Annotated in this window: 21 protein-coding genes; 15 read left to right on the top strand and 6 right to left on the bottom strand. The window is 56.9% G+C overall.

Annotated elements, in window-relative coordinates; translation table 11 throughout:
• The first annotated feature begins 4 nt into the window (after nucleotides 1-4).
• The 11 genes from GCWU000341_RS08770 to GCWU000341_RS08720 all read left to right on the top strand — a co-directional run bounded on the left by GCWU000341_RS08770 (nucleotide 5) and on the right by GCWU000341_RS08720 (nucleotide 12,310).
• Complete coding sequence (locus tag GCWU000341_RS08770; protein ID WP_009215580.1) at nucleotides 5-784, top strand: GNAT family N-acetyltransferase; 780 nt, start codon at nucleotides 5-7, stop codon at nucleotides 782-784.
• An 84-nt stretch (nucleotides 785-868) separates the two neighbouring features.
• A complete protein-coding gene (locus GCWU000341_RS13775; RefSeq protein WP_009215579.1) occupies nucleotides 869-1,018 on the top strand; it encodes a hypothetical protein in 150 nt (49 codons plus the stop codon).
• A gap of 41 nt (nucleotides 1,019-1,059) precedes the next feature.
• On the top strand, nucleotides 1,060-1,551 hold the full coding sequence (locus GCWU000341_RS08760; RefSeq protein ID WP_009215578.1) for a VanZ family protein: 492 nt from the start codon (nucleotides 1,060-1,062) through the stop codon (nucleotides 1,549-1,551).
• A 135-nt stretch (nucleotides 1,552-1,686) separates the two neighbouring features.
• Nucleotides 1,687-1,941, top strand: a complete 255-nt coding sequence (locus GCWU000341_RS08755) for a hypothetical protein (protein WP_009215577.1) — start codon at nucleotides 1,687-1,689, stop codon at nucleotides 1,939-1,941.
• A gap of 11 nt (nucleotides 1,942-1,952) precedes the next feature.
• Nucleotides 1,953-3,482 (top strand): D-alanyl-D-alanine carboxypeptidase family protein, encoded by a 1,530-nt coding sequence (locus tag GCWU000341_RS08750; protein WP_009215576.1) that lies wholly within the window; start codon nucleotides 1,953-1,955, stop codon nucleotides 3,480-3,482.
• Nucleotides 3,469-4,884, top strand: coding sequence for an ABC transporter substrate-binding protein (locus tag GCWU000341_RS08745; protein WP_009215575.1), 1,416 nt, complete (start codon nucleotides 3,469-3,471; stop codon nucleotides 4,882-4,884). The genes GCWU000341_RS08750 and GCWU000341_RS08745 overlap by 14 nt, the downstream gene beginning before the upstream one ends.
• A 350-nt stretch (nucleotides 4,885-5,234) precedes the next feature.
• The gene (gene dapF, locus GCWU000341_RS08740) at nucleotides 5,235-6,065 is read left to right on the top strand and encodes a diaminopimelate epimerase (protein WP_009215573.1); all 831 of its coding nucleotides are present in this window, start codon (nucleotides 5,235-5,237) and stop codon (nucleotides 6,063-6,065) included.
• Between the two features lie 274 nt (nucleotides 6,066-6,339).
• On the top strand, nucleotides 6,340-7,458 hold the full coding sequence (locus GCWU000341_RS08735) for a carbamoyl phosphate synthase small subunit (RefSeq protein WP_040653943.1): 1,119 nt from the start codon (nucleotides 6,340-6,342) through the stop codon (nucleotides 7,456-7,458).
• Complete coding sequence (gene carB / locus GCWU000341_RS08730; RefSeq protein WP_009215571.1) at nucleotides 7,448-10,651, top strand: carbamoyl-phosphate synthase large subunit; 3,204 nt, start codon at nucleotides 7,448-7,450, stop codon at nucleotides 10,649-10,651. Before GCWU000341_RS08735 ends, carB begins: the two co-directional genes overlap by 11 nt.
• Nucleotides 10,652-10,660: 9 nt before the next feature.
• Nucleotides 10,661-11,632 carry a carbamate kinase gene (gene arcC / locus GCWU000341_RS08725; protein WP_009215570.1) on the top strand — a complete coding sequence of 324 codons (972 nt, stop codon included), beginning with the start codon at nucleotides 10,661-10,663 and terminating at the stop codon, nucleotides 11,630-11,632.
• 264 nt (nucleotides 11,633-11,896) lie between these two features.
• Nucleotides 11,897-12,310, top strand: coding sequence for a hypothetical protein (locus GCWU000341_RS08720; RefSeq protein WP_009215569.1), 414 nt, complete (start codon nucleotides 11,897-11,899; stop codon nucleotides 12,308-12,310).
• Nucleotides 12,311-12,350: 40 nt separating this feature from the next.
• Here GCWU000341_RS08720 and GCWU000341_RS08715 read toward each other — a convergent pair whose 3' ends face one another.
• The 6 genes from GCWU000341_RS08715 to GCWU000341_RS08690 form a co-directional block, all read right to left on the bottom strand.
• A complete protein-coding gene (locus tag GCWU000341_RS08715) occupies nucleotides 12,351-13,568 on the bottom strand; it encodes an A/G-specific adenine glycosylase (RefSeq protein WP_009215568.1) in 1,218 nt (405 codons plus the stop codon).
• Complete coding sequence (locus GCWU000341_RS08710) at nucleotides 13,565-14,983, bottom strand: amidophosphoribosyltransferase (protein ID WP_009215567.1); 1,419 nt, start codon at nucleotides 14,981-14,983, stop codon at nucleotides 13,565-13,567. Before GCWU000341_RS08710 ends, GCWU000341_RS08715 begins: the two co-directional genes overlap by 4 nt.
• A 382-nt stretch (nucleotides 14,984-15,365) precedes the next feature.
• On the bottom strand, nucleotides 15,366-15,947 hold the full coding sequence (locus GCWU000341_RS08705) for a manganese efflux pump MntP (protein ID WP_009215565.1): 582 nt from the start codon (nucleotides 15,945-15,947) through the stop codon (nucleotides 15,366-15,368).
• A 208-nt stretch (nucleotides 15,948-16,155) separates the two neighbouring features.
• Nucleotides 16,156-16,833 carry a hypothetical protein gene (locus GCWU000341_RS08700; protein ID WP_009215563.1) on the bottom strand — a complete coding sequence of 226 codons (678 nt, stop codon included), beginning with the start codon at nucleotides 16,831-16,833 and terminating at the stop codon, nucleotides 16,156-16,158.
• A gap of 51 nt (nucleotides 16,834-16,884) precedes the next feature.
• A complete protein-coding gene (locus GCWU000341_RS08695) occupies nucleotides 16,885-17,520 on the bottom strand; it encodes a hypothetical protein (RefSeq protein ID WP_009215562.1) in 636 nt (211 codons plus the stop codon).
• Nucleotides 17,517-19,829 (bottom strand): lipase family alpha/beta hydrolase, encoded by a 2,313-nt coding sequence (locus tag GCWU000341_RS08690; protein WP_009215561.1) that lies wholly within the window; start codon nucleotides 19,827-19,829, stop codon nucleotides 17,517-17,519. The genes GCWU000341_RS08695 and GCWU000341_RS08690 overlap by 4 nt, the downstream gene beginning before the upstream one ends.
• Before the next feature lie 775 nt (nucleotides 19,830-20,604).
• On the opposite strand from GCWU000341_RS08690, the gene pdxR reads away from it, so the two are divergent.
• The 4 genes from pdxR to GCWU000341_RS08665 all read left to right on the top strand — a co-directional run bounded on the left by pdxR (nucleotide 20,605) and on the right by GCWU000341_RS08665 (nucleotide 25,324).
• On the top strand, nucleotides 20,605-21,720 hold the full coding sequence (gene pdxR / locus GCWU000341_RS08680; RefSeq protein ID WP_009215559.1) for a MocR-like pyridoxine biosynthesis transcription factor PdxR: 1,116 nt from the start codon (nucleotides 20,605-20,607) through the stop codon (nucleotides 21,718-21,720).
• Complete coding sequence (locus GCWU000341_RS08675; RefSeq protein WP_009215558.1) at nucleotides 21,717-22,313, top strand: signal peptidase II; 597 nt, start codon at nucleotides 21,717-21,719, stop codon at nucleotides 22,311-22,313. Before pdxR ends, GCWU000341_RS08675 begins: the two co-directional genes overlap by 4 nt.
• Nucleotides 22,303-23,028, top strand: a complete 726-nt coding sequence (locus tag GCWU000341_RS08670; protein WP_009215557.1) for a hypothetical protein — start codon at nucleotides 22,303-22,305, stop codon at nucleotides 23,026-23,028. Before GCWU000341_RS08675 ends, GCWU000341_RS08670 begins: the two co-directional genes overlap by 11 nt.
• 112 nt (nucleotides 23,029-23,140) lie before the next feature.
• Nucleotides 23,141-25,324 (top strand): protein translocase subunit SecDF, encoded by a 2,184-nt coding sequence (locus GCWU000341_RS08665; RefSeq protein ID WP_040654071.1) that lies wholly within the window; start codon nucleotides 23,141-23,143, stop codon nucleotides 25,322-25,324.
• Nucleotides 25,325-25,362 lie beyond the last annotated feature (38 nt).

Here is a 25,362-nt window from a genome sequence, read left to right as displayed (position 1 = left end):
GCCCATGGAGGCAGTGCTGAAGCTGGAGCTTTCGGAGCGGGAGAGCCGGGCAGTGCGGGAGCTGATCGCGCTTTGCAACGAGACGGACGGCACGAATTATGATCCCTCCGCGGAGACGGAGGGGGACTTCTATTATCTCATCCGAAATGAGGAAGCGTCGGAGACTGCTGTCTCCGGAGAGCTCCTTTCCTTCCTCTCCGCCTACCGCCTGGGCGGAGACGCGGAGGAGGGAGAGAGGCTCGCTGTCTCCGCCTTTACGCACCACGGGATCCGGAGACAGGGGCTGTTCCGCCTTTGCTTAAACAGCCTTCGGGATGATTTCCGATCCTTCTCTTACCGCTTCCTCGTAAAATGCGCGGCGGGGAGGGAGGAGGCGGGGGAGATCCCGGAGCACACAAGGCACTGCCTCCTCTCGATCGGGGCGGAGCGGAAGAAGGATGAGCTCTTCCTGGAGAAGCTTCTTCCCCGGGGGATCTCGGATCCGGGGGACAGCCTTTCGGACCGCTTCGGAGAGCTCCACTTTACGCCCTACAGCAAGGACACGCTTTACCTCTACGGACTCCTGGTATATGATTCCTATCTCAGGCAGGGGCACGGGAGAGCGCTCTTAAAGAAGGCAGAGCAGTATAAGGCCGGGCCCTACCGGAGGATCCTGCTCCAGGCGGATTCCCGGAATCTTCCGGCGCTCTCCCTCTACCGGAGCGAAAACTATATCGTGACGGACAGGATCTGCTGCTTCGACCTTGGCGAAAAGCTCAGAAAGAAGGAGCAATCCCGCTGCTGACAGGGATTTGACTCAGAAGGCCGGAAGGGAAGGGCAGGACAGCGGCAGAGAACGTATATTAGCTCATACAAGGAGGAAGCTACTATGGAGAAGGTCTATAAGACGATGAGCTACACGGGCATGGTCTCCATCATCGTGGGGATTGTGCTTTTGATTTTGGGAGCGGCCTGCGGCGTGCTGTCTATCATAAACGGAGCGCTGCTCCTTAAGAGAAGGAGAGAGATCACCTTCTGAGAGGAGAAAGCGAGGAAGAGAGGGAAAAGAGAGGAGGGAAGATGCGGGAGAAGCGGATGACGAGAAATCGCTGGCTCGGACTTCTGCTCTTTGTCCTTTATCTGAGCCTTCTGTTCTACCTCATGTTTTTTTCGGAGATGCAGGAGAGGGGGGTGCTGGTAAAGCCGGATTATACCTATAATCTGGTGCCCTTTCGGGAGATCCGGCGCTATTTTCTTCACGGGAAGCAGATCGGCTTTTTCGGTGTGCTTTTGAATCTCTGGGGGAATATCCTCGGCTTTCTGCCGCTTGGATTTATCCTGCCGATTTTCTCCAGGAGGTGCCGGAGGCACTGGTACAATACTGTGATCTCCGCCTATCTGCTCTCCTTCTCGATCGAGGCCGCGCAGCTTTTGCTCCGGGCGGGGAGCTGTGATGTGGACGATCTGATTCTGAACAGCTTCGGGGCCTTTCTCGGTTATCTGCTCTTTCAGCTGGTACAGAGACTGCGGGAGCTTCGGAGACTGTGGACATCCCGGGAGGATCGGGCCTAGATGGGGATAGAAGGATAGGGAAGGCCCTTTCCTTTCTCGGGAGAGGCGAAAGATAAGGAGGTTTTTACGGAGGGACGGCGCTACAATTATATCCGAAAGAAGCTTGCGGCCGGTACATGGCTTGCACTCGCCTCTATGGCGGTTTCCTTTCTGCTCACAGTCATTTCCGTGCTTTTCGCCGCGGGGAGGAGGGGAGAGGGGCCGCTCTTTCTCGGAGCACTGGGGCTTTCGGCGATTCTTTTCGCTCTGGAATGCCTGGGACTTTTCCTCCCGGCGCTTTCCCGGAGAAGGGGAAACCTTCTTCCCATCCGGATCGCCGCTCTTATCTCTGTGCTTCTCCTCCTTTTCTGGCTCGCCGCTGTCCTCCTCGGACTTCGGCTGATCGGCTAGGCAGCGGAATTATGAGAATCCGGCGGATCGGAAAACGCATAGCGGCCCTCCTCTTCTGTCTCCTTCTGGAGCTCTGGGGGCCCTGCTTTCTCCTGTCCTCCTATGCGGAGCTCAGCTGGCCCTCCGCCGATCTCACGGCGGTCTCTGCCGCTTTGATGGATGCGGATACGGGGGCGGTGCTCTTTGAGAAGAACGGAGAGCAGCGGATGTACCCCGCTAGCATCACCAAGGTCATGACGGCCCTCGTCGTGCTGAAGCACGCAAATCTCGAGGATCAGGTCAGTTTCTCCCACGACGCGGTCTACAATGTGGACTACGGCTCCTCCAACGCGCAGATCGATGAGGGAGATGTGCTGACGGTCTCCGACTGCCTCCATGCCCTTCTCCTAAAGTCTGCGAATGAGGCGGCGAATGCCCTCGCGGAGCATGTGGCGGGCTCCCGTGAGAAATTCGCGGAGATGATGAATGAGGAGGCCGCGGCGCTCGGCTGCAGCGGCACGCATTTTTCCAATCCATCCGGGCTGTTCTCGGAGGATCACTACACGACGGCGCATGACATGGCCCTGATCGGGCAGGCGGCGTTTCGGGATAAGCGCTTTCTGGACATCGAGAAGGAGAAGAGCTATACCCTGAAGGGCTGCCGCAGGAATCCGGAGGGGATCACAATCTATATGGAGCACAAGATGCTCCTGCAAAACTCCCCCTATTATGATGAGAGAGTGGTGGCGGGAAAGACGGGCTTTACCAAGGACGCGGGAAATACTCTCTTAACGCTGGCGCAGTCGGGAAAGCGTCGTCTGATCGCGGTCGTGCTCGGAGACAAGACGCCGTATCACTACAGTGATACCCGTGCACTCTTTGACCTTGGCTTCGGGCAGACGGAGAACCAGCCGCTCGCGGAGGGGATCTTCGACCGCTCCGCAGTCAGGGAGAAGCTTCTTAAGGATACGATCGTCGATGAGAACTGCAGGGACAGTGACCTACATATCGAAGGGGAGCAGCTGGTCTCTCTTCCGGGGGGAGCATCCCAGGAGGGGATGAGTTGGCAGCTGCAGTACAATATGCCAAAGAACGCCCCGGAGAAGGCCGTCGCGAGAATCCAATACGTTCTGGAGCAGCATCTCGTCGGGGAGTATTTCATCGAAAAGGAGCCCTCCATCCGACTTCTCTTCGAAAATGCGCCCAGCAGCACAAAGGCCGCGGTTGCCGTCGTGACAATCAGCGGATTTTCCGTCCTGATCGGGGCGCTCGTCCTTCTCTTTGGAGGAGGGGCGGCGGTCACGGCGAAGGGAATTCACGATGACAGGAAGCTTTCCAAGCGGATGAAGGAGCGGAGAAGGCAGAGGCTTTCCGAGCTCAAGCTGTCAGAGGAAGAGTTTCGAAATCTCGTGGCAAGAAGAAAGGAAGAGAAGCGAAGAGGAGAGGGTTCCTCTGCCCGCCGGGCGGAGGAAGGCGCCCCGGGTATTTCCTTCGGAGAAAAAAAGAGTTTCGGCGGAGAGAGCGCGGGAAAAGCGGGAGGAGAAGCGGATGAGAGCGGATAGGGAGCGGAATGTGCGGCAAAAAGGCAGAGCGGGCTTTTCCCTCTTCCTTCTCTTCCTCCTCTCCTCCCTCTTCCTTTCCTCCTGTAAGAGAGCGTCGGGAAGCGGCGGAAGGAAGAGCCTTCGGCTTTTGGTCTTCGAGGATCCCCGCTCTGAGGGAGGGCAGCAGGCGCTGGAAGCGATTCGCTATGCGAAGCTCTCCCGGGGGACATTGAAGCTGGGCGGGGAGGAGTACGAGCTGGAGCTTTTGGAGAAAGATCCCAACGATCCGGCGGCACTGCAGGAAATCCTTGAAAAAGAGAAGAGACCGGCGGCCTGTCTCGGCTGCTTCCGGACGGAGGAGACGCTTCTCCTTCGCTCGGCGCTCTCGGAGCAGAAGATTCCGATGATAAACGGAAGCTCCGTCTGCTCCTATCTGACGAGGGAAGATCCCTGGCTTTTCCGGATCGCGGCCTCCTCCCTCCTGCAGGGTACGGCCATGGCCAATGAGGCCTATCGGAAGGGCTGCCGAAACGCCGCAATCCTCTTTCAGGAGGACGATCCGGACGCCGCCGCGCTTTCGGAATGCTTCCGGGGTGCTTTCCTGGAGCTCGGAGGAAAAATCGCGGCGGAAAGCTCCTTCGGAGAGGGGGAGATCACGGAGGACGGAGAGGAGCTGAAGAAGCTCTTAGGCTCCCTGCAGGATCAGAATCCGGACTTCGTTTATGCGCCCTCCTCCGGAAAAGCGGGGATAAGCATCTTAAAGGCCGCATCCTCTCTCTCACTCAGTGCCCCGATCGCGGCGGGGCCGTCCTGGGAGCTCCCCTCCCTTCTTAAGGACGGGGAGGGAGCGGCGGAGGACTGTTTCTTTTCTCTGAGCTGCCCCCTTCCGGAGGAAAACGAGAAGGAGGAGGGGACAGAGGAAGGCGGAGAGGGAAACGAAACGAAGGGACAGGATGAGTCCGGGGAGAGGGAAACGGAGCTAGAGGCCGGGAGCTCGGCATCCGGGACTGCTTCCGAGACAGAGGCAGAGGCCGGTTCCGGGAAGTCCGAGGCGGAAGCGGAGGTCGGCTCCGGGAAATCCGAGACAGAGGCGGAGTCCGGCTCCGGGAGTTTAGAGACAGAGTCCGGGCGGAGGGAAACGATCCGCGGCTACCGGGAGTACCTGAGGGGAAAGGGCCTTTCCGATACCGTGACGGATACTGCGATCCTCGCCTATGACAGCTATATGCTCTTCTGCGATGCAGCGGAAAAGGCAGGGAGCACAGAGCCGGAGAAGCTCAGAAGCGCGCTCTCCCATATCGACTATCATGGCTTAAGCGGAGAGATTCGCTTCGATAAGGAGAGAAACGCGCTTCGGGATCAGGTCTTCTTCGTCGGCGTCGAGCAGGGAGAATTTCGAAATATCGATTCGCTTCACTTCTAAGAGTCTTCTCGGCTTTGCCGCCATTTCTTCCGCTTTGTCGATCCAACGCAGGACGCTCTCGCTCCGACTGCCGCATCCAGCGGCGCATAAGCGTAGAAGTCTGCCATCAGGCAGACTCGGAGCGTACCTGACCACTTCTCAAAGAGAAGTGCCTCTCGAAGAGAGGTCAGCTGAAGCCTCCCGGGCGAAGCCGAGTCCTTAAACGCCGGGGCGGCAGACGGCCTTCTTATGGATCGGCAAAGCGTCAGGGCGGCAAATTCGGGCAGCTGCCGATGAGACGGAGGCATCGAAGAAGAGAAATGTCTCTCGTAAGGGGAGATTGGCTGATCCCGGGAAGGAGGAAGCTTTAGATGAGATTTACGAAGATGCAGGGCTGCGGCAATGATTACATCTATGTCGACTGCTTTTCGGAGAGGGTGGAGCGGCCGGAGGAGCTCGCCAGAGAGATTTCCGACCGGCACTTCGGAGTCGGGGGAGACGGGCTCATTCTGATCGAAAGAAGCGGGAGGGCTGACGCCTATATGCATATGTTCAATCAGGACGGTTCCGAGGGGAATATGTGCGGAAACGGCATTCGCTGCACCGCGAAGTATCTCTATGAGCACGGCCTCATCCCGAAGGAGAGGAGGGAGGTTCTGATCGATACGAAATCCGGGATCCGGAAGCTTTCTCTTCTCCTTGAGGACGGGAAGGTGAAGGAGGTGACGGTTGACATGGGGGAGGCCAGGCTCACAAGCGAGCTTCCGGAGAGGATCACGGTCTCCGGTCTGCCGCTTTCCTTTATCGGGATCGATGTCGGAAATCCCCACGCGGTTTACTTCCTGGAGGACAATCCCGCGCTCAAAGAGCGGGGGTTTTCTGCTCTCGATCTCTCCCGCCTCGGGGAGGCCTTCGAGCGGCATGAGAGATTTCCGGAGCGGGTAAATTCCGAGTTCATTGAGGTGCTGAGTCCCTCGGAGCTGAATTTCCGGGTCTATGAAAGAGGCTCCGGGGAGACGTTCGCCTGCGGGACCGGCGCGACGGCAGCCGTCGCCGCGGGGATCCTGTCCGGAAAGCTCTCTGATGAGGTGAGGCTGCACCTTCTCGGGGGAGATCTTACGATCCGCTATGAGCGTTCCGACGGGCATTACTATATGACGGGTCCGGCCGAGGAGGTTTTCAGCGGCGAGTGGAAGAGGTGAAGGAGACGCTCCGCCGGGGCTCCGCGAAGATGCGGGGCTCCGCCGGGGCGTTTTTGCTAATGGAGGAGCCGCTCTTTTGGAAGAGCTATGCTTTATCGCCGCCTGCTCCGGCGAAAGGACAAAGCGAAAGGACAAAGCGAAAGGACAAAGTGGCAGGATAAGCGGCAGGATAAGCGGCAGGAAGAGCAAAAGGAAGAGCGGCGGAGAAGCAGAATTGGTATCAGGCCCCTTCCCCGTGCGGGGCGGGAGCTTTAAGATTTGGGAGGGAGGTCCAATGGACGCCTATCTTTTACTGGAGAACGGCGCGGAGTTTCACGGATGCTTTATCGGGCCGGAGAAGGAGCTCATATCGGAGATCGTGTTCAACACCTCGATGAGCGGTTATCTTGAGCTTGTGACAGACCCAAGCTACACAGGGCAGGCCGTGGTGCTGAGCTATCCTCTGATCGGGAACTACGGAGTCTGCCGGGAGGATATGGAGTCCGAAAGACCTCTCCTCTCCGCCCTCCTCGTCCGGGAGCTCGCGGAGCTTGAGAGCAACTGGCGCTCTGAGGGAAATCTCCGCGACTTCCTCATCCGATATGATATTCCGGGGATCAGCGGGCTGGACACGAGGGCTGTTATAAAGCAGCTCCGGGAGCACGGGACGATGAACGGACTCATCAGCGGGAGGCACTATGAAGGAGAGGAGCGGGAGGCGCTTCTTCGAAGGATCCGGGACTATCGGGTGAGGGATGCGGTAAGGAGAGCGGGGAGGAAGGAGATCTCCGAGTATCCGCCCTCCGGGGACGGGGGAATGTGGACAGCGGAGAGACCCCGCTTCCGTGTCGCGCTGTTTGACTTCGGGGCGAAGCAGAACATGATCCGCTCCCTTCAAAAACGAGGCTGCCATGTGACGCTCTACCCGCCCGCGACCCGTGCGGAAAGCATCCTTCGCTTCGCGCCGGACGGCATCCTTCTCTCGAACGGCCCGGGAGATCCCGCGGAGGAACGGGAGCTGATCGGGGAGGTCCGAAGGCTCTATGAGTCGGAGATCCCGATTTTTGCCATCTGCCTAGGCCATCAGCTCATGGCGCTGGCTGTCGGGGCGAAGACCTACCGGCTGAAGTACGGGCACCGTGGAGGCAATCAGCCCGTAAAGGATATTGAGAGCGGGAGAGTCTATATCAGCTCGCAGAACCATGGCTATGCGGTGGACGCCAAGAGCATGAATCCGGAGATCGCTGCAGAGCTTTTTCGGAATGTGAACGACGGGAGCAATGAGGGCTTCCGCTACCTGAGAAAGAGGATTCTGAGCGTTCAGTTTCATCCGGAGGCGTGCCCGGGGCCCGGAGATTCCGCTTTTCTTTTTGACCGCTTTATGGATATGATGGAGGCAGGGCATGAGAGATAAAAGCATCCGGAAGGTTCTTGTCATCGGATCGGGTCCGATCGTGATCGGCCAGGCGGCGGAATTTGATTACGCCGGCACGCAGGCCTGCCGCTCGCTCCGGGAGGAGGGAGTGGAGGTCGTTTTGCTGAACTCGAATCCCGCGACAATCATGACAGACCGTGAGATCGCGGACCATGTCTATATCGAGCCGCTGTGCACGGAGGTCGTGGAGAAGCTCATCGAGAGGGAGAGACCAGATTCCATCCTTCCGACTCTCGGGGGACAGGCCGGACTGAATCTCGCGGTCGCCCTGTCGGAGTCCGGCTTCCTCGAGAGTCATTCCGTCCGCCTGATCGGCACGACAGAGCTCACGATCCGAAAGGCGGAGGACAGGCTGCTCTTTAAGGAGACGATGGAGAGGATCGGGGAGCCGGTCGCCCCCTCAAGAATCGTCCGCTCCGTCTCGGAGGGGCTCCTTGCGGCAGAGGAGATCGGCTACCCCGTCGTCCTCCGCCCGGCCTATACTCTGGGGGGCTCCGGGGGAGGCATCGCGCAGGAGAGGGAGCAGTGCAGGGAGATCCTGGAAAACGGTCTCCGCCTCTCCAGAGTCCATGAGGTTTTGGTGGAGCAGAGCATTGCGGGCTGGAAGGAGATCGAGTACGAGCTCATGCGGGACAGTGCGGGAAACGCGGTCAGCATCTGCAATATGGAGAATCTCGACCCGGTCGGCGTGCACACCGGGGATTCCATCGTCTGCGCCCCCTCTCAGACCCTCTCGGACCGGGAATACCAGCTTTTGAGGAGCTCCGCCCTCCGCATCGTCACGGAGCTTGGAATCACGGGCGGCTGCAATGTCCAGTTCGCCCTGGATCCGGAGAGCTTTCGCTACTTTGTGATTGAGGTCAATCCCCGCGTCTCCCGTTCCTCTGCGCTCGCCTCGAAGGCGACGGGCTATCCCATCGCGAGGGTATCGGCGAAGCTCGCGCTTGGCTACACGCTGGATGAGATCAGAAATGAGGTCACGGGAGTGGGCTACGCCTCCTTTGAGCCGGCCCTGGACTACTGCGTCGTAAAGATGCCGAGACTCCCCTTCGACAAGTTCCGGACGGCGGAGCATCTTCTCGGGACCCAGATGAAGGCGACGGGAGAGGTCATGGCGATCGCACAGTGCTTTGAGGCGGGGCTTATGAAGGCGATCCGCTCCCTGGAGCAGCATCTTTCGGGCCTTCGCTCCCATGACTACAGCGCGCTGGATGAGTATGAGCTCGGGGAGCTCCTTTTGAGAGTCGATGAGAGGAGGATCTTCGTCTGCGCGGAGGCGATCCGCCGGGGCATGAAGCTTGAGAGGATCCATGAACTCACGGGGATCGATCTATGGTTCCTCGGAAAGCTCAGGAGACTCACAGAGATGGAGGGGAGACTTCTCGGGGAGGAGCTCTCGGGGGAGCTTCTCCTAGAGGCCAAGCGTCTGGGCTTTCCGGACAGCGTGATCGCGGAGCTTTGCGGGAAGAGTGAGGGAGAGATCCTTGAGATGCGGAGGAAGCTTGGGATCCTGGCCTCCTTTCAGATGGTGGATACCTGCGCCGCCGAGTTTTCGGCGAAGACGCCGTACTACTATTCTGTCTACGGCTCACAGGATGAAGCGGGGCGGGAGGGCCGGGAGCAGGCGGGGAAGAAAAAGGTCCTGATCCTCGGCTCCGGTCCCATACGGATCGGGCAGGGGATTGAGTTCGACTATTGCTCTGTCCATTGCAGCTTCGCGTTCTCCGGGGAGGGCTGGGAGACCATCATCGTAAACAATAATCCGGAAACCGTCTCCACGGATTTCGATATCTCGGACAGACTCTACTTTGAACCGCTCTGCCCCGAAGATCTCCGAAACATCGTAGAGCTGGAGAAGCCGGACGCCGCGGTCGTCCAGTTCGGCGGGCAGACCGCGATTTCTCTGACGGGCGCTCTGAGGGAGATGGGAGTCTCCATACTCGGGACCTCTCCGGAGGATGTGGACCGGGCCGAGGACCGCGAGCTCTTCGATGAGATCCTCGAGAAAAACGGGATCCGGCGCCCGGAGGGGAGGAGCGTCCGCACGATGGAGGAGGCAAAGCATGCCGCTTCCGAGCTCGGCTATCCCGTTCTGGTACGCCCCTCCTATGTCCTGGGAGGGCAGGGGATGCGGATCGCGATCTCCGACTCTGACCTTGAGGAATATATCCTCGCCATCGATGAAAGCGCGAAGGAGCATCCGATCCTCATAGATAAATACGTACGGGGGAAGGAGCTTGAGGTGGACGCGGTCTATGACGGGAGCGAGATCCTGATCCCGGGCATCATGGAGCACATCGAGCGGAGCGGAATCCACTCCGGGGATTCCATCTCCGTCTATCCGCCCCGCGGCCTCCGCCCTCTCGCGAGGAAGCGTCTCCTGGAGGCGACGGAAAAGCTTGCCAGGGCTCTTTGCGTGCGGGGGCTCATCAATATTCAGTTCATCGCGAGAGAGGACGAGATCTACGTCATAGAGGTGAATCCCCGCTCCTCCAGGACGGTTCCCTACCTCTCCAAGGTCACGGGGATCCCGATCGTCTCGATCGCGGCGCGGATTCTCTGCGGGCACAGTCTGCACGAGCAGGGATATAGGCCGGGGCTTTTCCCGGAGACAGGCTATTACGCGGTCAAGATGCCGGTCTTTTCCTTTGAGAAGCTGCGGGGGGCGGATATCGCGCTCGGACCGGAGATGAAGTCGACCGGGGAGTGTCTCGGCATCGCGAAAGACTTCCATGAGGCCCTGTACAAGGCCTTCCGCGGGGCGGGGGTCCAGCTCCCGAAGCATAAAAATATGGTGATCACAGTGCGGGATGAGGATAAGGAAGAGATCCTCCCGATCGCAGGGCGCTTCGCCGCTCTGGGCTACCGCATCTTCGCGACAAGGGGAAGCTGGAAGGCTCTGAGAAAAGGGGGGATCGACTGCCATATGGTCCGGAAGCTGGAGCAGGAATCCCCGAATATTCTGGACCTTGTGCTCGGTCACGAGCTCGATCTCATCATTGACACCCCGGGAGATGGGGCCGGGGCATCCCGGGACGGCTTCGAGATCCGGAGAAATGCTGTGGAGACGGGGGTCTATGTTCTGACGGCGATCGATACCGCCCGGGCGCTGGCAGAGGCTCTGGAGAGTAGAATCGAAGAGCTGAGCCTTGTGGATATCGCTTCATTCTGAGGAGGAGAGATGGACAGAAAAAGAATCGTTGTCGCGCTCGGACACAGGGATCTCGGGGGTACGCTGCCGGAACAGCTTCTCAAAGTGCGGGAGAGCGCGAAGATGCTCGCGGAGCTCTCCGGAAGAGGATATGCGCTTGCGGTTGTATTCTCAAATTCCCCGCAGCTTGGACTCATCCATACGGCGATGAAGGAGCTTCGGCGCAGTGATCCGGAGCGCTATTGCCCTACGCCGCTCTCCGTCTGCTCCGCGATGAGTCAGGGCTTCATCGGCTATGATATTCAAAATGCCCTTCGCGCGGAGCTTCGGAGGAGGGGATCCGCGAGGCCTGTCTGCACCGTTCTCACGCAGACGAGGGTCGATCCCTACGACGAAAGCTTCTATCACCCGGGAAAGCTGGTCGGAAAGCGGCTTTCCCGGGAAGAGGCAGAGGAAGAGGAGGAGAGAGGCAATGAGGTCAGGGCGCTCCCGGACGGCTCCTTCCAGAGGCTCGTTCCCTCCCCGAAGCCCCGGGAGATCATCGAGCTCGATGCGGTGAGGGCACTTCTCGACGCGGGACAGATCGTCATTTCGGCCGGGGGAGGCGGCATCCCCGTCATGCCGCAGGGAGCGGGACTCCGGGGCGCGGCGGCCCTTATAGAGAAGGATCTTGCGGCCTCGCTCCTTGCGAGAGAGCTGGACGCGGAGCTTCTCCTTTTCTCCACCGGAGTGCCGGAGCTCTTTCTCCATTACGGTACGGAGAAGGAGGAAGGGCTTCGCCGCCTGGACAGTGCGACGGCCCGCCGCTTCCTCTCCGCCGGAGAATTCGAAGAGGGATCCATGGGGCCGAAGGTGGAGGCCGCGATCGAATTCACAGAATCCGGGGAGGGGAGGAGAGCAATTATCTGTCAGAGAGAAAATGCGTTAAAAGCGCTGGAGGGACTTGCCGGAACGACGATCCTTTGGGAAAAGCCGATGGAGCAAAAGGCGGAGATGAGGTGAAGCGGGAAGGACTTATAGATCAAAGAGCGCGGACGAGGGAAGCGGGAGGGAGCATAGGCCAAAAGAGTGCGCTGAAGTGAGGCGGAAGCGGCGGGAAAGCTTCTATATAACGGGGAAAATATGCTATACTAAGCATGCGGAAGGATAAGAATACTGCGCCGGGAGCTGCACGTGCGGGAAGGCGGATCATGGGCGCGGGCCCGATCAAATACTGCCTCCGCGGAAGGCCGCATTTTTGAGGTCGGAAGAAAGGATGGGAAGAGAATGGATGTAAAGGCATTGCTGAATAAAGAAGTCCCGCTCCTCATTACAGATAGCGCGGGAAAGGAGCTCGGGATTCAGGAGGAGAACAGACCGCGCTTTCGCTTGATGGATGCGATTGATGTGCTCGGAAAGCGGGAGCCGAGGGATAAGACCAGGAGCTGGTGCGACACGCAGCTTCGGAATGTTCTGGCCGCCCGCTATAAGAGGGAGGGGAGAGAGGATATCCTGAAGCGTTATCTCCTGTCGGACTCCGCTTTCCGATTGAGCTTCGAGCCGGTCTATGAGAGCCTCTGGGCGCTGGACATCCTTCGCTATAAGGATTCCGAGGCCGTGACCATCCTTGAGCTCAGGGAGACGGGAAGACAGATTTTCAGAGACCGTATCCTGAAAAGACTGGAGGAGATGCCGGGCTAGGAGAGGGCTTTCCCCTTCCCCGCCCGCTGCCTGCTCCGGCTCACAGCTCCTTCAAAAAGGCGGAAAAAGCCGAGGGGATCGAGAGCTTCTTCTCGATCTCCTCATTTTCGTAGAAGATTAAGCTGTCCTGCTCCGGGGAAAGCTCATCGAGTCGGATCTCATAGCCGATCATATCCCATTCACGGTGTGTAAAAATATGTCTTGCCGCCGGAAGACTTCGGATATGAAGAGGCCGGAGGCCGAGCTCCTTCATAGAGGAGAGCGCCTCCTCTTCGGAGAGATGCCCCTTCAGGTTCGGGAATTCATAGAGCCCCGCGAGGAGTCCCCTCCCGGGGCGCCGCCGAAGAGCACTTTTTCCGCCCCTTCGGAGGAGGAAAACGGTGAGCTTTTCGATCTTTCTCGGCTTTTTCTCCTCCCGGACGGGAAAGTCCTCCTCCCGGGAGAGCCTATGGGCAGCACAAAGCCGGTTCAGGGGGCAGAGGGCGCAGCGCGGCGTGCCGTTTGGCAGGCAGACGGAGGAGCCGAGATCCATCAGGGCCTGGTTGAAGTTTCCGGGATCCGAAAAATCCCTGCTGTCATGCAGGAAGCCATAGCGTGCCCGGGCCTCTGAGACGAGCTTCTTTGCCGGGGGATCCGGTATTCTCTCCAGAAAATAGAGCCGCGCCCTTTCCTTCGCCGCGCTGCTTTTCATAGAACTCCCGCAGGCTGTGAGACGTGAAAATATCCGGAGCAGATTCCCGTCGACCGCCGGGATCCTCTCCTTAAAGGCGATGGATGCAATGGCAGCGGCGGTATAGTCCCCGATTCCCGGAATCCTCCGGAGCTCCTCCGCGCTTTCCGGCAGCTTTCCGCCGTATTGGGAAACGAGAAGCCTCGCACCCTTTTGGAGATTTCTGGCTCTCGAATAGTAGCCAAGCCCCTCCCAGAGCTTCAGTACGAGCTCCTCCTCCGCGGCCGCAAGGGCGGGGATATCCGGAAGAGAGCTGAGGAAGCGCCGGTAATATCCCTTTACGGCCTCCACTCTGGTCTGCTGGAGCATGACCTCCGAGAGCCAGACATGGTAGGGACTGGGCTCCTCTCTCCACGGAAGATCCCGGCCGTGGAGGGAGAACCAGCGGAGAAGGAGGGAAGAGAAGATATCCTTTCCGGTCTCTTCTTCGCTTCCCGCCTCTCCCTCTTTTAAAAACCCGCTGCTCTTTTCCGGCAAGCTCTTCTCCTCCTCCTTCTGAGAGACAGTAAAGGCGGTATCCTCCTTCATTCTTCTCCGTTCCAGCAATAGGTGCAGAGCCTCTCCGCCGGAATCCCGACTGCGGCGAGCGTATCGTCCAGGCGGTTATAGCGAAGGCTCGTAAAATGCATTCTCTCACAGATCCTTTTCTGCATCATCCGAAAGCGCTCGCTGTCCGGATTCGCATAGTCCTTCAGGACGCTTTCCTCTGCCGCATCCCCCTCCTCCTCACGGATCACCCGTCTTGCGATCATCTCAAGCTCAGAGCCGGAGCGGGAGAAGCCTAGGTATTTGCAGCCGAAGAGGAGAGGCGGACAGGCGGGGCGGGCGTGGATCTCCCTCGCCCCCGTCTCAAAAAGATACTGCCCCGTCTCCCTAAGCTGGGTGCCGCGGACGATGGAGTCGTCGATCAGAAGGATGCGCCTTCCCTCGATGAGATCCTTCACCGGGATGAGCTTCATCCTCGCGATGAGCTCCCGCTTTTTCTGAGTGGGAGGCATGAAGGAGCGGGGCCAGGTGGGAGTGTACTTTATCAGGGGGCGGGAGAAGGGAATGCCGGAGGCGTTGGCGTAGCCGATCGCATGCGCTGTCCCGGAGTCCGGGACGCCGGCGACGATGTCTGCGTCCTCCCGGCTCATTATGTCCCGCTTCGCCAGCATGGCCCCGCAGCGGCAGCGCATCGCCTCGACAGAGACCCCCTCATATTTTGAGGAGGGGTAGCCGTAGTAGATCCAGAGAAAGCTGCATATCTTCATCCTTTTCCCCGGCTCTGCGAGAACGGTGACGCCCTCCGGCGTTATGACGGAAATCTCCCCCGGACCCATCTCCCGGTAGTCCCGGTAGCCGAGATTCAAATAGGCGAAGGACTCGAAGGAGGCGCAGAAGCCCTCTTTCTTCCGGCCGAGGATGACAGGTGTCCGGCCGTATAAGTCCCTCGCCGCATAGATGCCCTTTTTCGTGAGGATGAGAATTGACATGGAGCCGTCGATCCTCTCCTGCGCATAACGTATCCCCTCCACGAGATGATCCCTTTGATTGATGAGGGCCGCTACGAGCTCCGTCTGATTGATCTCTCCGCTTGTCATCTCGAAGAAGTGCAGGCGGTTTTCCCGGCAGATCTCCCGGAGGAGCTCCTCCTGATTATTGATCTTTCCGATGGCCGCGATGGCGTAGCTCCCATGCTGGGAGCGGAGCAGGAGAGGCTGGGGGTCATAGTCGGAGATGCAGCCGATCCCGAGATTCCCCCTCATCTCGTTCAGCTCTGCGGAAAATTTCGTCCGGAAGGGGGAATTTCCGATATCGTGGATCGAGCGGCAGAAGCCGTTCTTCCTGTCAAAGGCCGCGAGACCGCCCCGCCTGGTGCCAAGATGAGAATGATAATCCGTCCCGAAGAAAAGATCGAAGATACAGTCTTCCTTCAGCGCCGCCGCAAAAAAACCGCCCATGAGCTCTCCTTTCCCGATCTGCTTAGCCCGGGCCTAATCATAGCATAATTTACGGATTTTTACAGCGGAAGGCAGTTTGCATTCTCCGCGCCATATCCGCCCGGCACAGGACGCTCCCGCTCCGGCTGCCGCGACCAGCGGCGCATAAGCGATCTTAAGAAACCAGATCGCTAAACGCCGGGGCGTCAGACGGCCTGTGCGCGGACAGACAAACAGGCAGGGCGGCAGTTTGGAACATACTGGTGCCTTCTCAAGAAGAAGTGTCTTGCGAAGGGAGATCGGCTGAAGCCGGCCGGGCGAAGCCGAGTCCTTCGCTTCGAAGAAGTGAAGTTTCACGAGGATGCATAAAATTGATCTATGATTTAGTCCTTCCGGGGCTTTTTCAGAAGGAGGCGGAGAGGAAGATCTCCAGCCCGATCAGAATGAGGATCAGGCCTCCGAGGACGGAGGAGCCTCGGGAGAGGGCGGTCCCGAATTTCCGCCCGACTCGGATTCCGAAGGAGCATAAGAGATAGGTGATGGCGGAGATGATGAGAGAGGAGAGAAGGGCGGAGCTTATGCTGTAGGCTGCGGAGGTGAAGCCGACGGAGAGCGCATCGATAGAGGTGGCGATGCCCTGTAATATGAGCTCGCTTCCGCTCAGCTTTTCCGCGGCATCTGCTTCCTCAGGCCTCGGGAGAAAGGCTCCAAGGAGCGTTTTTCCGCCCAGATAGAGGAGCAGGGAAAGGGCGATCCATGGGATCAGCCTCTGAAAGGAGAGGAAGATCCCCGCGACGCTCCGGACGAAAAGCCAGCCGAGAAGGGGCATGAGAAACTGGAAGAAGGCGTAGACTGCGGCCACGGTGTTCATCCTCCTTGCGGACATCCCGGGTTCGTTCATACCGTTTGCCAGAGAAACGGAGAAGGCGTCTGCGCTGAGTCCCGCTCCGAGGGCCGCGCTGTTTAGCATAAATAAAAGCTCCATGGAATTGAATTCTCCCGATAATAAAAACAGGTACAGCGGTTGCCGTACCTGTCTCGAAATCCTGATTTTTCCGATTCATGTACAGCATAGGTGTACATGAGTCTCGCATTTTAAAGCAAGCCAGGCCATCCGGCCAGTATGTTGACTTGCTGCGCAGCGCGTATGCTACTCCCTCACAACAGGGACATTCTGGCATGGAGCTGCTGGGTTAGTCAAGAATAACATCTTCGACCCCGCGTTCTAGGCTCCATTTCTTCAGAAAGATGACTTCCTCAAATCCATAGAGATCTGTCCGGGGCGGGAGCAGGGGCTTGAATTTCCCATCCCGGAGGATAAAGGGAGTTTTGAAATATCCCTGAAGGATGCAGGTATTTTTGTGATGCGTAATTACATAATCGTTGAGGAAATTGGACTCATATTCTTTGAAAAATTGAACGGAGAGATACAGATCCTCCTTTCCATAGGAGGGATCTCCAATCTCTGTCGAGACCTCTGCCAGTCTTCCGTCATCGAGACGGAGGTAAAATAACTGCCGATCCAGATCCCTTTTTTGTTCGGATGCTGAGGCATAGATAAAATATGAATTGATGGGCTCTTCTTCTTTTTGAAAAGAGAGGAGGAAGGGCTTTTCCCAGAAATAAAGCTCATAGGCTCTGCCCCAGGAGACGGCGTAGTATTTATCCGGATGTAAGAAGCTGAGATCAACTATGGGAGGCAGGAAGCCGCCTGGAGGAAGCCATCGCAGGCGGAGCAGGGTATCGGAATTGGAGACGATCAGGAAGTGGAGCAGGAGGTAGATCAGAGAGAGGCGGAGCAGGAGGAGTATCTTTCTGTGCTTTTGCAAAAATAGCTTTAAAAAGAAGATCGCTTTCAGAAGAAAAAACATGGCGGGGCTCCTTTCCCGGGCAGGAGGACAGAGAAAAGCGGGCTGTGGGGATCATCCCCCTCGGATAAAGCGGGTCCCTATGATGGAATCGCCTCTCTGGCAGAGGAAGACTCGTGTAAGTTTGTCTCCATGCAAAAGGTAGATTTTTTTCTCACTCCATATGACGGAGAGCTCTTCGATCCTTTCGATCTGAAATCTGGCAGAGGAAATATAGTTTCTTTCCTCAAATATCCGGAGAATCAGCGCCAGATTCTCTTCAAAGTTCGGATCGATCGGATTTCTCCAGTACCAGAAGCTTTTTCTGCTCGTGAAGCGATACTTCTTATAATGTCGGGGATCCGGAATCTCCCTGGAAGAAAAGTAGTCGGCGTTCAGATAGGTATGGAGCACAGCCGGCGTGACATCAGATTTCGCATCAAGCTTTGGCCCTAAAAGAAACATTTCCAGGCCGGAGACTCGGATGGGGACAGGGAGAGCGTGAAACACCGCATAGTGTGTGTCATCCGGGATGGGGAGGTGAAGGAAGCGAAGAAGGAAGTGTGAGGAGGAGTGCTCTACCGTGAAGAGGAAATCGGACTGAGCCACTATGAGAAAATGCGCAGATAGGAAGAGGAGAGAAAGAAGAGAAAAGCTGAGGAGGAAAGCCCGGCAGCGGGATAAGAACGTTAAAAATCCGGATTTCATCATGCCCTCCCCTCTTCTTTCTGTTTCTTCTCATTTTTCAGTGGAATCATCGCACCGTTGACTAGGATATTCACGATATTATCGATAATGCTGTTCCCTCCTCTATCACGCAAACAATCGGAATTGGAACTGAGCTCCACATGCTTTCCTTTGCTGTACAGGCGGAACCTTCTCATATTCTCTTTTTCTCTTCTCCTGTCCCTTTCGAATACTTTAAATCCCATGCTGGAGGAGAAAAAAGGGACTGTTCCGTCTCCGCAGGTTTTCTCCCAGTCTATGGCTTTATCGTCGCTGTTTTTATTATCCTTCTCATCCTCATCTTCGTTTCCCTTGCCTTCATTTTCCTTGGCCTCCTTCTTTTTCTTTTTTTCGAATTCATCCTCGTCATAGAGTACATCTCCCAGCCGATCACCGCTCACACTGAAAACAAGCCGGTAAGGGGTCGGAAGGTCCGTCCCGATAAGGAAAAAGGCGTCGGGGCAGTGGTAGAGAACATTTACCCCGTTTTCACGAATCAGTTCCTGAAAATACAGTACGCCTCGGATCTGATCTTCCCTCCATATCCTTCGGAGGAAATGGAGATACTTTGGATAGGAAACGGGGCTCATCCGATAAAGGAGGAGCCTTTGCGGGATATCCATCCCATATTTTTTATCAAGATCGAGGTTCATTTGAAAGATATTGCCGGCCTCCACATATCGCCTTGTGGGGATCAGCTCTGCGATGCCGGGGAAGGCGGACTTGATCTCCTGAGACAGATTTCCCCAGGACTCGAGCAGGGAATTTCCGATCCCAGTCTTAATATCAAGTTCTTTTTCGTTCCCCAGGACCTCCTTCGTCAAAACCGCCTGGATCAGCTTGGGCGCTCCCTCATAGGGTGTTCCCAGAGTGATGATTTTTCCGATCTTAGAGCGGATGGAGCGATCGATATACCAGCTTCCTTTTGCCAGGGGAAGAGCGGAGATTCCCGCATAGAGCGCGGAGATCACAAGTCCTCCCATGGAATGTCCGATGAGATCTACCTTCTCATAGCCGTCTCTCCGGCAGAGCGTTTCGATAAAATCCCGGAGCTTCAGCGCGGTGCTCAGATTGCTTTTCCGCCAATCGTAGCTGAAGAAATAGATCCTTCGATTTCGAAGTTCCCTGCGATCGCAGAGCCCGTCGATCAAAGCCTTGGCGGAGTCCTGTGCCCCATACTCTCTGCCGTATTTCTTCACACTCCCCTGAGCATAGATTATTTTTCTGTAATTTTGGTTTTCACAGGGCCTCACCGAGAGGGAGTATGATGAATTCGGTTTCAGATAGATGCCGACTTTCGCCATAGCTGACGGAATGCGGTCAATATAGCTTAGGGAAGCCTGGGGGTCCCAGATGCGGTTTTCCGCCGTGAACTCGGTCTCACTTCGGTACAGGCGGCTTCCCATGATTCCGGGGACGATAATGATGGGATTCCCCTCATGCTCGTTGATCCAGACCTTTTTCATATACTCCTGCCCGGAGGAGATCGGGACGATCAGAGCCTCGGGATGATATTGACAGATGGTATAGGAGTCCATCGTGAGTGCTCTGCCTCCGTCTCGGAGGAAAACCGGCGCTGTGCGAAACCAGTGCGGGGCGTTTTTACAAAAGGCGGTATCGGAGAGGTTGGAGTCATTGGCGGTGGACTGCGGCCGATAGGGACAGATCCCGCAGATCGTGTCGCTGTCGATTCGGTCCCGGGAGCTCAGAAGAGCGGAGCTTCCGCCGTCCGCATAGACGCCGTGATCCGGATAGAGAATCTGCATGGGTTTGCAGCTTCCGTTCCTCTCCTGGCAATACTTGCAGATAAAGGCCGCCCCGCTCACGAGGTAATCGGAACCTCTGGGCGGGTGTTCCTGATAGTATTCATTCACAAGCCGGTAGATTTCCCTCTTCTCCTCATCACTGAGAGGAGGGATGGGTTCTCTCTCTTCGAAAAAGCTGTCGATCAGAGTCTGGGAGAACTGCAGCTCAGGAGCTGTGGAGTCCACAGAGCGGCGTCCTGCGTTCTGCCGCTTTTCACTGAACCTGTTCTGACCCGCTTTTTTCTGATCCCGCTCCTTTTCTTTCTGCTCCCGGTATTTTGCGCCCTCTTTTTTCGCCTTATCGAGCTGGGCGATGCGGGAGAGTCCGTGCTTTGGAGTCTCCCATTGAGGCGGAGCGGGAAGGGAACTGTCAGAGGCCGGGAAGCCCGCTTTTTGGATCTTCTCCTTTCCGGAGAGCCCTTGCCTTCTGCTTACTGCGGTATCAGGCTGAGACAGTTTTTCGTTTTTCGAGGCTTTTCGGCTGGACATAGTGATCTCCGAAAATGCACGGGGGCGGACTCCCCGGGGTGGATGGAAATCCTGAGCTCCTGCCGCCCTGTGCAAAAGAAAGAATGGTTTTGAGCAATCGGGAAAGCGGCTTCCTCGCTCTCTGGAGATCTCGAGGAGACGCGCCCCGAAGCTCGGCCGGGAAGACGGAGGAACTCCGCCTCTTTGGGACTTTGCAACTGTCCCGAAGGAAAGCCGGTATCAAAGGAGCATGGGGGGCGGCAAAGGACCGGATGGAAAAGGGCCGCGCCGGAGACCCCGGCATTACGGATCGAAAAGCTTTAAAAAGCTTCCGAGAGATATCGGCTCCAAAAAGCTGCCGTCGACAGTGAAAAACGAATTCGTTATCTTTAGTATAAGGGATAGGAGGAAAGCTTGACAAGTATTGAAATTATTTTCGTGAAAACAGTGCTTTTTCAGGTATTTTGCTGGGGAGAAGGCACAATTTCTCTTCCGGAACGGTAGAAATTCAGCGTAATCGGCAGAGACAGGGGGAGTGCTTCTGCCCGCTCAAGGCGGTATTTGGAGATCGGGAATCGGGATAAGACATTGGAAGATAAGCCCGCCATGCGGTTATAAAATCAGAGTATTTTGTGCCAACGGAGCTGTATTTCCTTGGGAAAAACCGGAACTTTCTGCTATACTGAATTCATGCCAAAAACAGCATGCCCGCGGGAAAAGAGCGAAAAACCGCTCTCAGGGATCCGATTTCCCGTCTTCTTTACGGGGATATGATAGAAATCATGAGGGAAGGAGTATGGAGGAGAGACGGCTGCCCCGTTATCTTCAGCTTTACCGGGAGATACGGGAGGATATCACGGAGGGGCGATATCGCCTGGGGGAGAGACTTCCCTCGAAGCGGCTTCTTGCGGAGGAGCACGGGGTTTCCGTGATCACGGTGGAGCATTGCTGCCGCCTCCTCGAGGAAGAGGGCTATATCGAGGCGAGGGAGAGGAGCGGCTTCTTTGTCTCCTACCGGGAGAGCGATTCCTTTCCGGTGAGAGAAAGCGGCGGGGAGGATGAGAAGAGGAGAGGAAGGGAAGGGGAGGAGAGGGAGAGCGGAGAGAAGGGAATGCGGCAGAGCGGGGAGGGCGAGGGGATGCCCTATCCGATCCTGGCCCGCACGGTGCGGAGAACCCTATCGGAATACGGGGAGCGCATTCTCAGAAAGTCCCCCGGGGGAGGGATTCCGGAGCTTCGGGAGGCGATCGCCGCCTATCTTCGCAGAAGCCGCGGAATCCGGGTCTCCCGGGAGCAGATCCTCCTTGGCTCCGGGGCGGAGTATCTCTATTTGCTCATCGTGCAGATGCTAGGGAGAGAAAAGCTCTACGGGATAGAGGATCCATCCTACCGGATGATCGAGAAGGTCTATACGGACAGCGGGGCGAGGATAGAGAGACTTCGGCTCGGGAGGGAGGGAATCCTGAGCGAGGAGCTTCGGAGAAGCAGGGCCGAGGTTCTCCACGTCACACCCTTTCACAGCTATCCGAGCGGCGTGATCGCGAGTGCCTCCAAGCGCCACGAATATATCCGCTTTGCGAGGGAGAGGGGGGTCACTGTGATAGAGGATGATTTTGATTCGGAGTTTTCCGGCTCCACAAAGACGGAGGATACGCTTTTTTCTCTGGAGCCGGAGAGGCTCGTGATCTATGTGAACAGCTTTTCGAAGACGATTGCACCGTCCATCCGGGTCGGCTATCTGCTGCTCCCCCGGGAGAGAGCGGGAGAGCTTTCGAAAAGGATTTCCGCCTACTCCTGTACGGTTCCGGTTCTCGACCAGTATTTCCTCACAGAGCTTTTAAAAAGCGGGGATTTCGAGAGACATATCAACCGCGTCAGGCGGAGGAGAAGGGCAGAAGGGAGAAATTCATGAGAAAAAAAAGAATGCTTCGCAGGCTTTTCGGGCTCGGTCTCCTCTGGAGGAGCAGTCCGGAATTTCCGCGCCTTCTCTTTGCCTCGGCTGCGCTCTGCGGACTCGATCAGGCCGTAAAGCATCGGATCGACGGGGAGCCGGAGGAGAATTTCCCGCGGGACATGCCCGGGACCAAAGGGAAGATCCGGATCGTCCGGGCCCATAATCCCGGCTTTTCGATGGGACGCATGTCGGATAAGCCGGAGTTTGTGAAGCTCTCCTCTCTCTCCATCACGGCATTTTTGCTGGGGGCACTGCAGCTTTTCTGCGCGCTTTGCCCCGGGAGATTTTTTGTGAGGAAGCTCGGGATCTCTCTCGCGATCGGCGGAGCCGCTTCCAATGTCATCGACCGGATCCGGAGGGGGAGGGTCACGGATTACCTCAATATCCGGATCGGGAGCTTTCGGCGCTCCATCGTAAATATCGGGGATCTCATGATTCAAAGCGGCGCTTTGCTCTATGCGATCTCTCTGCTTTTTTCTCTCTTTGCCGCTCTTATCAGGCATGCTTTCGGAGGGAGAGCTTCACTGGATGGGAGGAAGTATGATAACTAAGCTTAAACGGTATATCGGTTTTCATTTCTCGCAGCTTCTCTATATTCTCTTCGTCTACCTTTTTTTCCCGCTTTCCGCGCTCTGCCTCTCCATTCAGCGCAGAAAAGAAGATGGGGGAATGCGCTTTCTGTTTTCGTCTGTCCCCTTCCTTATCCTTCTCCTCCTTCTCTTTTCCTTTATGATAAGGCAGATGGTTTTTGATGGAAGGCGCTCTTCCGAGCCGCAGTTTCTGGAGAGCTCGCTCCTCCTATATAAGTACGGGCTCTTCCCGCTCAGCTTTATCCTGATGCTCGGCTCTCTCGGAGTCTGTATCTGCGGCCTTCTCGCCTTCCCCCTGGCCGGAGTGGTGCTTGGCACAAGTCCTCTCTTTGGCCCCTGGCTTATTATTCCGGTCCTAATCAGCAACGTCATGGCTGTCGGCGGGATTGTGGCGATCGCGGTGGGGCTTAGCTTCTTTATATTCATCTGGCTTCTGATACTGCCCGGAAAGCTGCTTGCGATAAGGCTTTTATCTCGAAGCTTCCGCCGGAAGGAGATTTCACTTCTCCTTGTGATTCTCAATTCCCTGGCGCAGCTTCTCTTCCCTTTGGATATCGTTTCCTCGATCTGGATCTTCCGGCGTCTTCTCGGCGTAAAAACGCTCGCGATCGCTCTCCCCCTTGGGCTCTATCTGGCATCCATCTTCCTCTCGACTCTTTTCCTTCTCAGCCACTGAGAAAGAGAAAGGTGGAATCTTCATTAAGATTATGTTAAGATAAAAGGCGCTGATTTGCCGCGGGGGGAAGCGGCGGATCAAAATCATGGATTATGCAAAGGAAGATACGAAAATGAAGAGGAAATCAAGAGCGTTTCTGCTGCTTCTCATTCTGCTTTTTGCGACGGCCGGCTTCTGCTTTCTCGGCTATCGCGGCGCACCGACTATCCGTCTCGGACTGGATCTGAACGGCGGTGTCTCCATCACCTATCAGACCGATGAGCCGAATCCTACGGCGGAGCAGATGTCGGATACCCGCTATAAGCTTCAGCTTAAGGCGCAGAGCTACTCCACGGAGGCTCAGGTCTACCAGGAGGGCGCGAACCGGATCAATATCGATATCCCGGGGGCGACGGATGCGAATGAGATCCTGAAGGAGCTGGGAGAGCCCGGATCTCTCCAGTTCAAGGATCAGAGCGGAAATGTGCTCCTCACCGGAGATGATGTGAAGACCGCGTCCCCGGCCATGACGAACCAAAACAATAATAAGGAATACATTATCCGCCTCGCCTTTAAGGAGGAGGGGGCGAAGAAGTTCGCGCAGGCCACATCCGATAATGTCGGAAAGCCCCTCTACATCGTCTACAACGGGAAGACGATCTCCGCTCCTACCGTGCAGGAAGCGATCACCGGAGGGGAGGCCTCCATCACCGGGATGGACAGCTATGAAAAGGCCTCGACCATCGCTTCCACCATCCGGATCGGGGCGCTTCCCCTTAAGCTTACGGAGCTTCGTTCCAATGTGATCGGCGCCACGCTCGGACAGGAGGCCATCACAAGCTCTCTGAAGGCCGCGGCGATCGGGCTTTCCCTGGTCATGCTCTTCATGCTGATTTTCTACCTCCTTCCGGGTCTCTCCGCGTCCTTTGCGCTCCTCATGTATGTGGGACTCGAGATGGTGCTTTTGCAGGCCTTTGAGGTGACGCTGACTCTGCCCGGCATCGCGGGCATCATCCTCTCCATCGGAATGGCGGTGGATGCGAATGTCATCATCTTCACCCGCATCAAGGAGGAGCTCGGACAGGGCAATACGGTGGAGAAGGCGATCAAGGCCGGCTACAGCAAGGCGCTCTCCGCGATCCTCGACGGAAACATCACGACGCTCATCGCGGCGGCGGTGCTCTATCTCCGGGGCTCCGGGACGGTCAAGGGCTTTGCGACGACCCTGGCGATCGGTATCGTCGTCTCTTTGATCACAGCTCTCTTTGTGACGAGAGGCTTCATGTGGTGCTTCCTGACGCTCGGCGCTTCCTCCCCGAAGCTCTACGGGATCAAAAAGCCGGCGAAGCTCATCGACTTTGTGGGCATGAGAAAGGTCGCCTATCTGCTTTCTGCCGTGCTCATCCTCAGCGGCTTTGTCGCGATGGGGATGAATAAGAGGAGCATCGGAAATCTCTTTAACTATGATCTCGACTTTAAGGGCGGTTCCTCCACGAATATCACCTTGAATGAGGATCTCCCCCTGGATCAGATCGATAAGGAGCTCGTCCCGGTCTTTACGGCGGTGACGGGAGGGGACTCCTCCACACAGGCCTCAAAGGTCGCGGGGACGAATGAGGTTATCATAAAGACCCGGACCCTGACGACGGATGAGAGGACAGAGCTCTACAAGGATATCGCGGAGAAATTCTCTGTGGATGAGCAGAAGATCACGACGGAGAATATCTCCGGGGCAGTCTCTCTGGAGATGAAGAGAGACGCCGCCTGGGCGCTTCTCATCGCGATTCTCTTCATGCTGATCTACATCTGGGTGCGCTTTAAGGATCTGAAGTTCGCATCGGCTTCCGTCGCGGCCCTCGCGCACGATGTTCTCGTGACGATCACCTTCTATGCGGTCTTCCGCTGGGCGGTGGGCTCGACCTTCATCGCCTGTGTGCTGACGATCGTCGGCTACTCGATCAATGCGACCATCGTCATCTTCGACAGGATCCGCGAGAACCTGAATGAGCCGGGAGGGAGGAAGAATCTCAGGGATTCCGTGAATATGGCGGTCTCCGAGACCCTGACCCGTTCGATCAACACCTCGCTCACGACCTTTATCACGGTCCTCATGCTTTTCCTCTTCGGCGTGAGCTCCATCCGGGATTTCACGATGCCCCTGATGGTCGGTATCGTCTCCGGCGCCTGGTCCTCCGTCATGATCGCGGGACCGCTCTGGTATGACTTCGTCCAGCTTGCCGAAAAGCGAAGAGAAAAGGCGGCGGCGGAGCAGAGGGCGCAGCAGCCGAAGCAAAAGACAAAGAAGAAAAAGGGTTAAGGGTAGAGGAAAACCCGGATCAAGGGGGAAGGTCTCTC

The organism is Oribacterium sp. oral taxon 078 str. F0262 (genome assembly GCF_000160135.1).
In the GTDB taxonomy this organism is placed as follows: Bacteria; Bacillota; Clostridia; order Lachnospirales; family Lachnospiraceae; genus Oribacterium.
This window is presented reverse-complemented; position numbering and strand designations above follow the sequence as displayed.

Excerpts from the sequence above, each read along its gene's own strand:
- GCWU000341_RS08770 (WP_009215580.1), top strand. The coding sequence starts at position 5 with ATGGAGGCAGTGCTGAAGCTGGAGCTTTCGGAGCGGGAGAGCCGGGCA.
- GCWU000341_RS13775 (WP_009215579.1), top strand. The coding sequence starts at position 869 with ATGGAGAAGGTCTATAAGACGATGAGCTACACGGGCATGGTCTCCATC.
- GCWU000341_RS08760 (WP_009215578.1), top strand. The coding sequence starts at position 1,060 with ATGCGGGAGAAGCGGATGACGAGAAATCGCTGGCTCGGACTTCTGCTC.
- GCWU000341_RS08755 (WP_009215577.1), top strand. The coding sequence starts at position 1,687 with ATGGCGGTTTCCTTTCTGCTCACAGTCATTTCCGTGCTTTTCGCCGCG.
- GCWU000341_RS08750 (WP_009215576.1), top strand. The coding sequence starts at position 1,953 with ATGAGAATCCGGCGGATCGGAAAACGCATAGCGGCCCTCCTCTTCTGT.
- GCWU000341_RS08745 (WP_009215575.1), top strand. The coding sequence starts at position 3,469 with ATGAGAGCGGATAGGGAGCGGAATGTGCGGCAAAAAGGCAGAGCGGGC.
- dapF (WP_009215573.1), top strand. The coding sequence starts at position 5,235 with ATGAGATTTACGAAGATGCAGGGCTGCGGCAATGATTACATCTATGTC.
- GCWU000341_RS08735 (WP_040653943.1), top strand. The coding sequence starts at position 6,340 with ATGGACGCCTATCTTTTACTGGAGAACGGCGCGGAGTTTCACGGATGC.
- carB (WP_009215571.1), top strand. The coding sequence starts at position 7,448 with ATGAGAGATAAAAGCATCCGGAAGGTTCTTGTCATCGGATCGGGTCCG.
- arcC (WP_009215570.1), top strand. The coding sequence starts at position 10,661 with ATGGACAGAAAAAGAATCGTTGTCGCGCTCGGACACAGGGATCTCGGG.
- GCWU000341_RS08720 (WP_009215569.1), top strand. The coding sequence starts at position 11,897 with ATGGATGTAAAGGCATTGCTGAATAAAGAAGTCCCGCTCCTCATTACA.
- GCWU000341_RS08715 (WP_009215568.1), bottom strand. The coding sequence starts at position 13,568 with ATGAAGGAGGATACCGCCTTTACTGTCTCTCAGAAGGAGGAGGAGAAG.
- GCWU000341_RS08710 (WP_009215567.1), bottom strand. The coding sequence starts at position 14,983 with ATGGGCGGTTTTTTTGCGGCGGCGCTGAAGGAAGACTGTATCTTCGAT.
- GCWU000341_RS08705 (WP_009215565.1), bottom strand. The coding sequence starts at position 15,947 with ATGGAGCTTTTATTTATGCTAAACAGCGCGGCCCTCGGAGCGGGACTC.
- GCWU000341_RS08700 (WP_009215563.1), bottom strand. The coding sequence starts at position 16,833 with ATGTTTTTTCTTCTGAAAGCGATCTTCTTTTTAAAGCTATTTTTGCAA.
- GCWU000341_RS08695 (WP_009215562.1), bottom strand. The coding sequence starts at position 17,520 with ATGATGAAATCCGGATTTTTAACGTTCTTATCCCGCTGCCGGGCTTTC.
- GCWU000341_RS08690 (WP_009215561.1), bottom strand. The coding sequence starts at position 19,829 with ATGTCCAGCCGAAAAGCCTCGAAAAACGAAAAACTGTCTCAGCCTGAT.
- pdxR (WP_009215559.1), top strand. The coding sequence starts at position 20,605 with ATGGAGGAGAGACGGCTGCCCCGTTATCTTCAGCTTTACCGGGAGATA.
- GCWU000341_RS08675 (WP_009215558.1), top strand. The coding sequence starts at position 21,717 with ATGAGAAAAAAAAGAATGCTTCGCAGGCTTTTCGGGCTCGGTCTCCTC.
- GCWU000341_RS08670 (WP_009215557.1), top strand. The coding sequence starts at position 22,303 with ATGATAACTAAGCTTAAACGGTATATCGGTTTTCATTTCTCGCAGCTT.
- GCWU000341_RS08665 (WP_040654071.1), top strand. The coding sequence starts at position 23,141 with ATGAAGAGGAAATCAAGAGCGTTTCTGCTGCTTCTCATTCTGCTTTTT.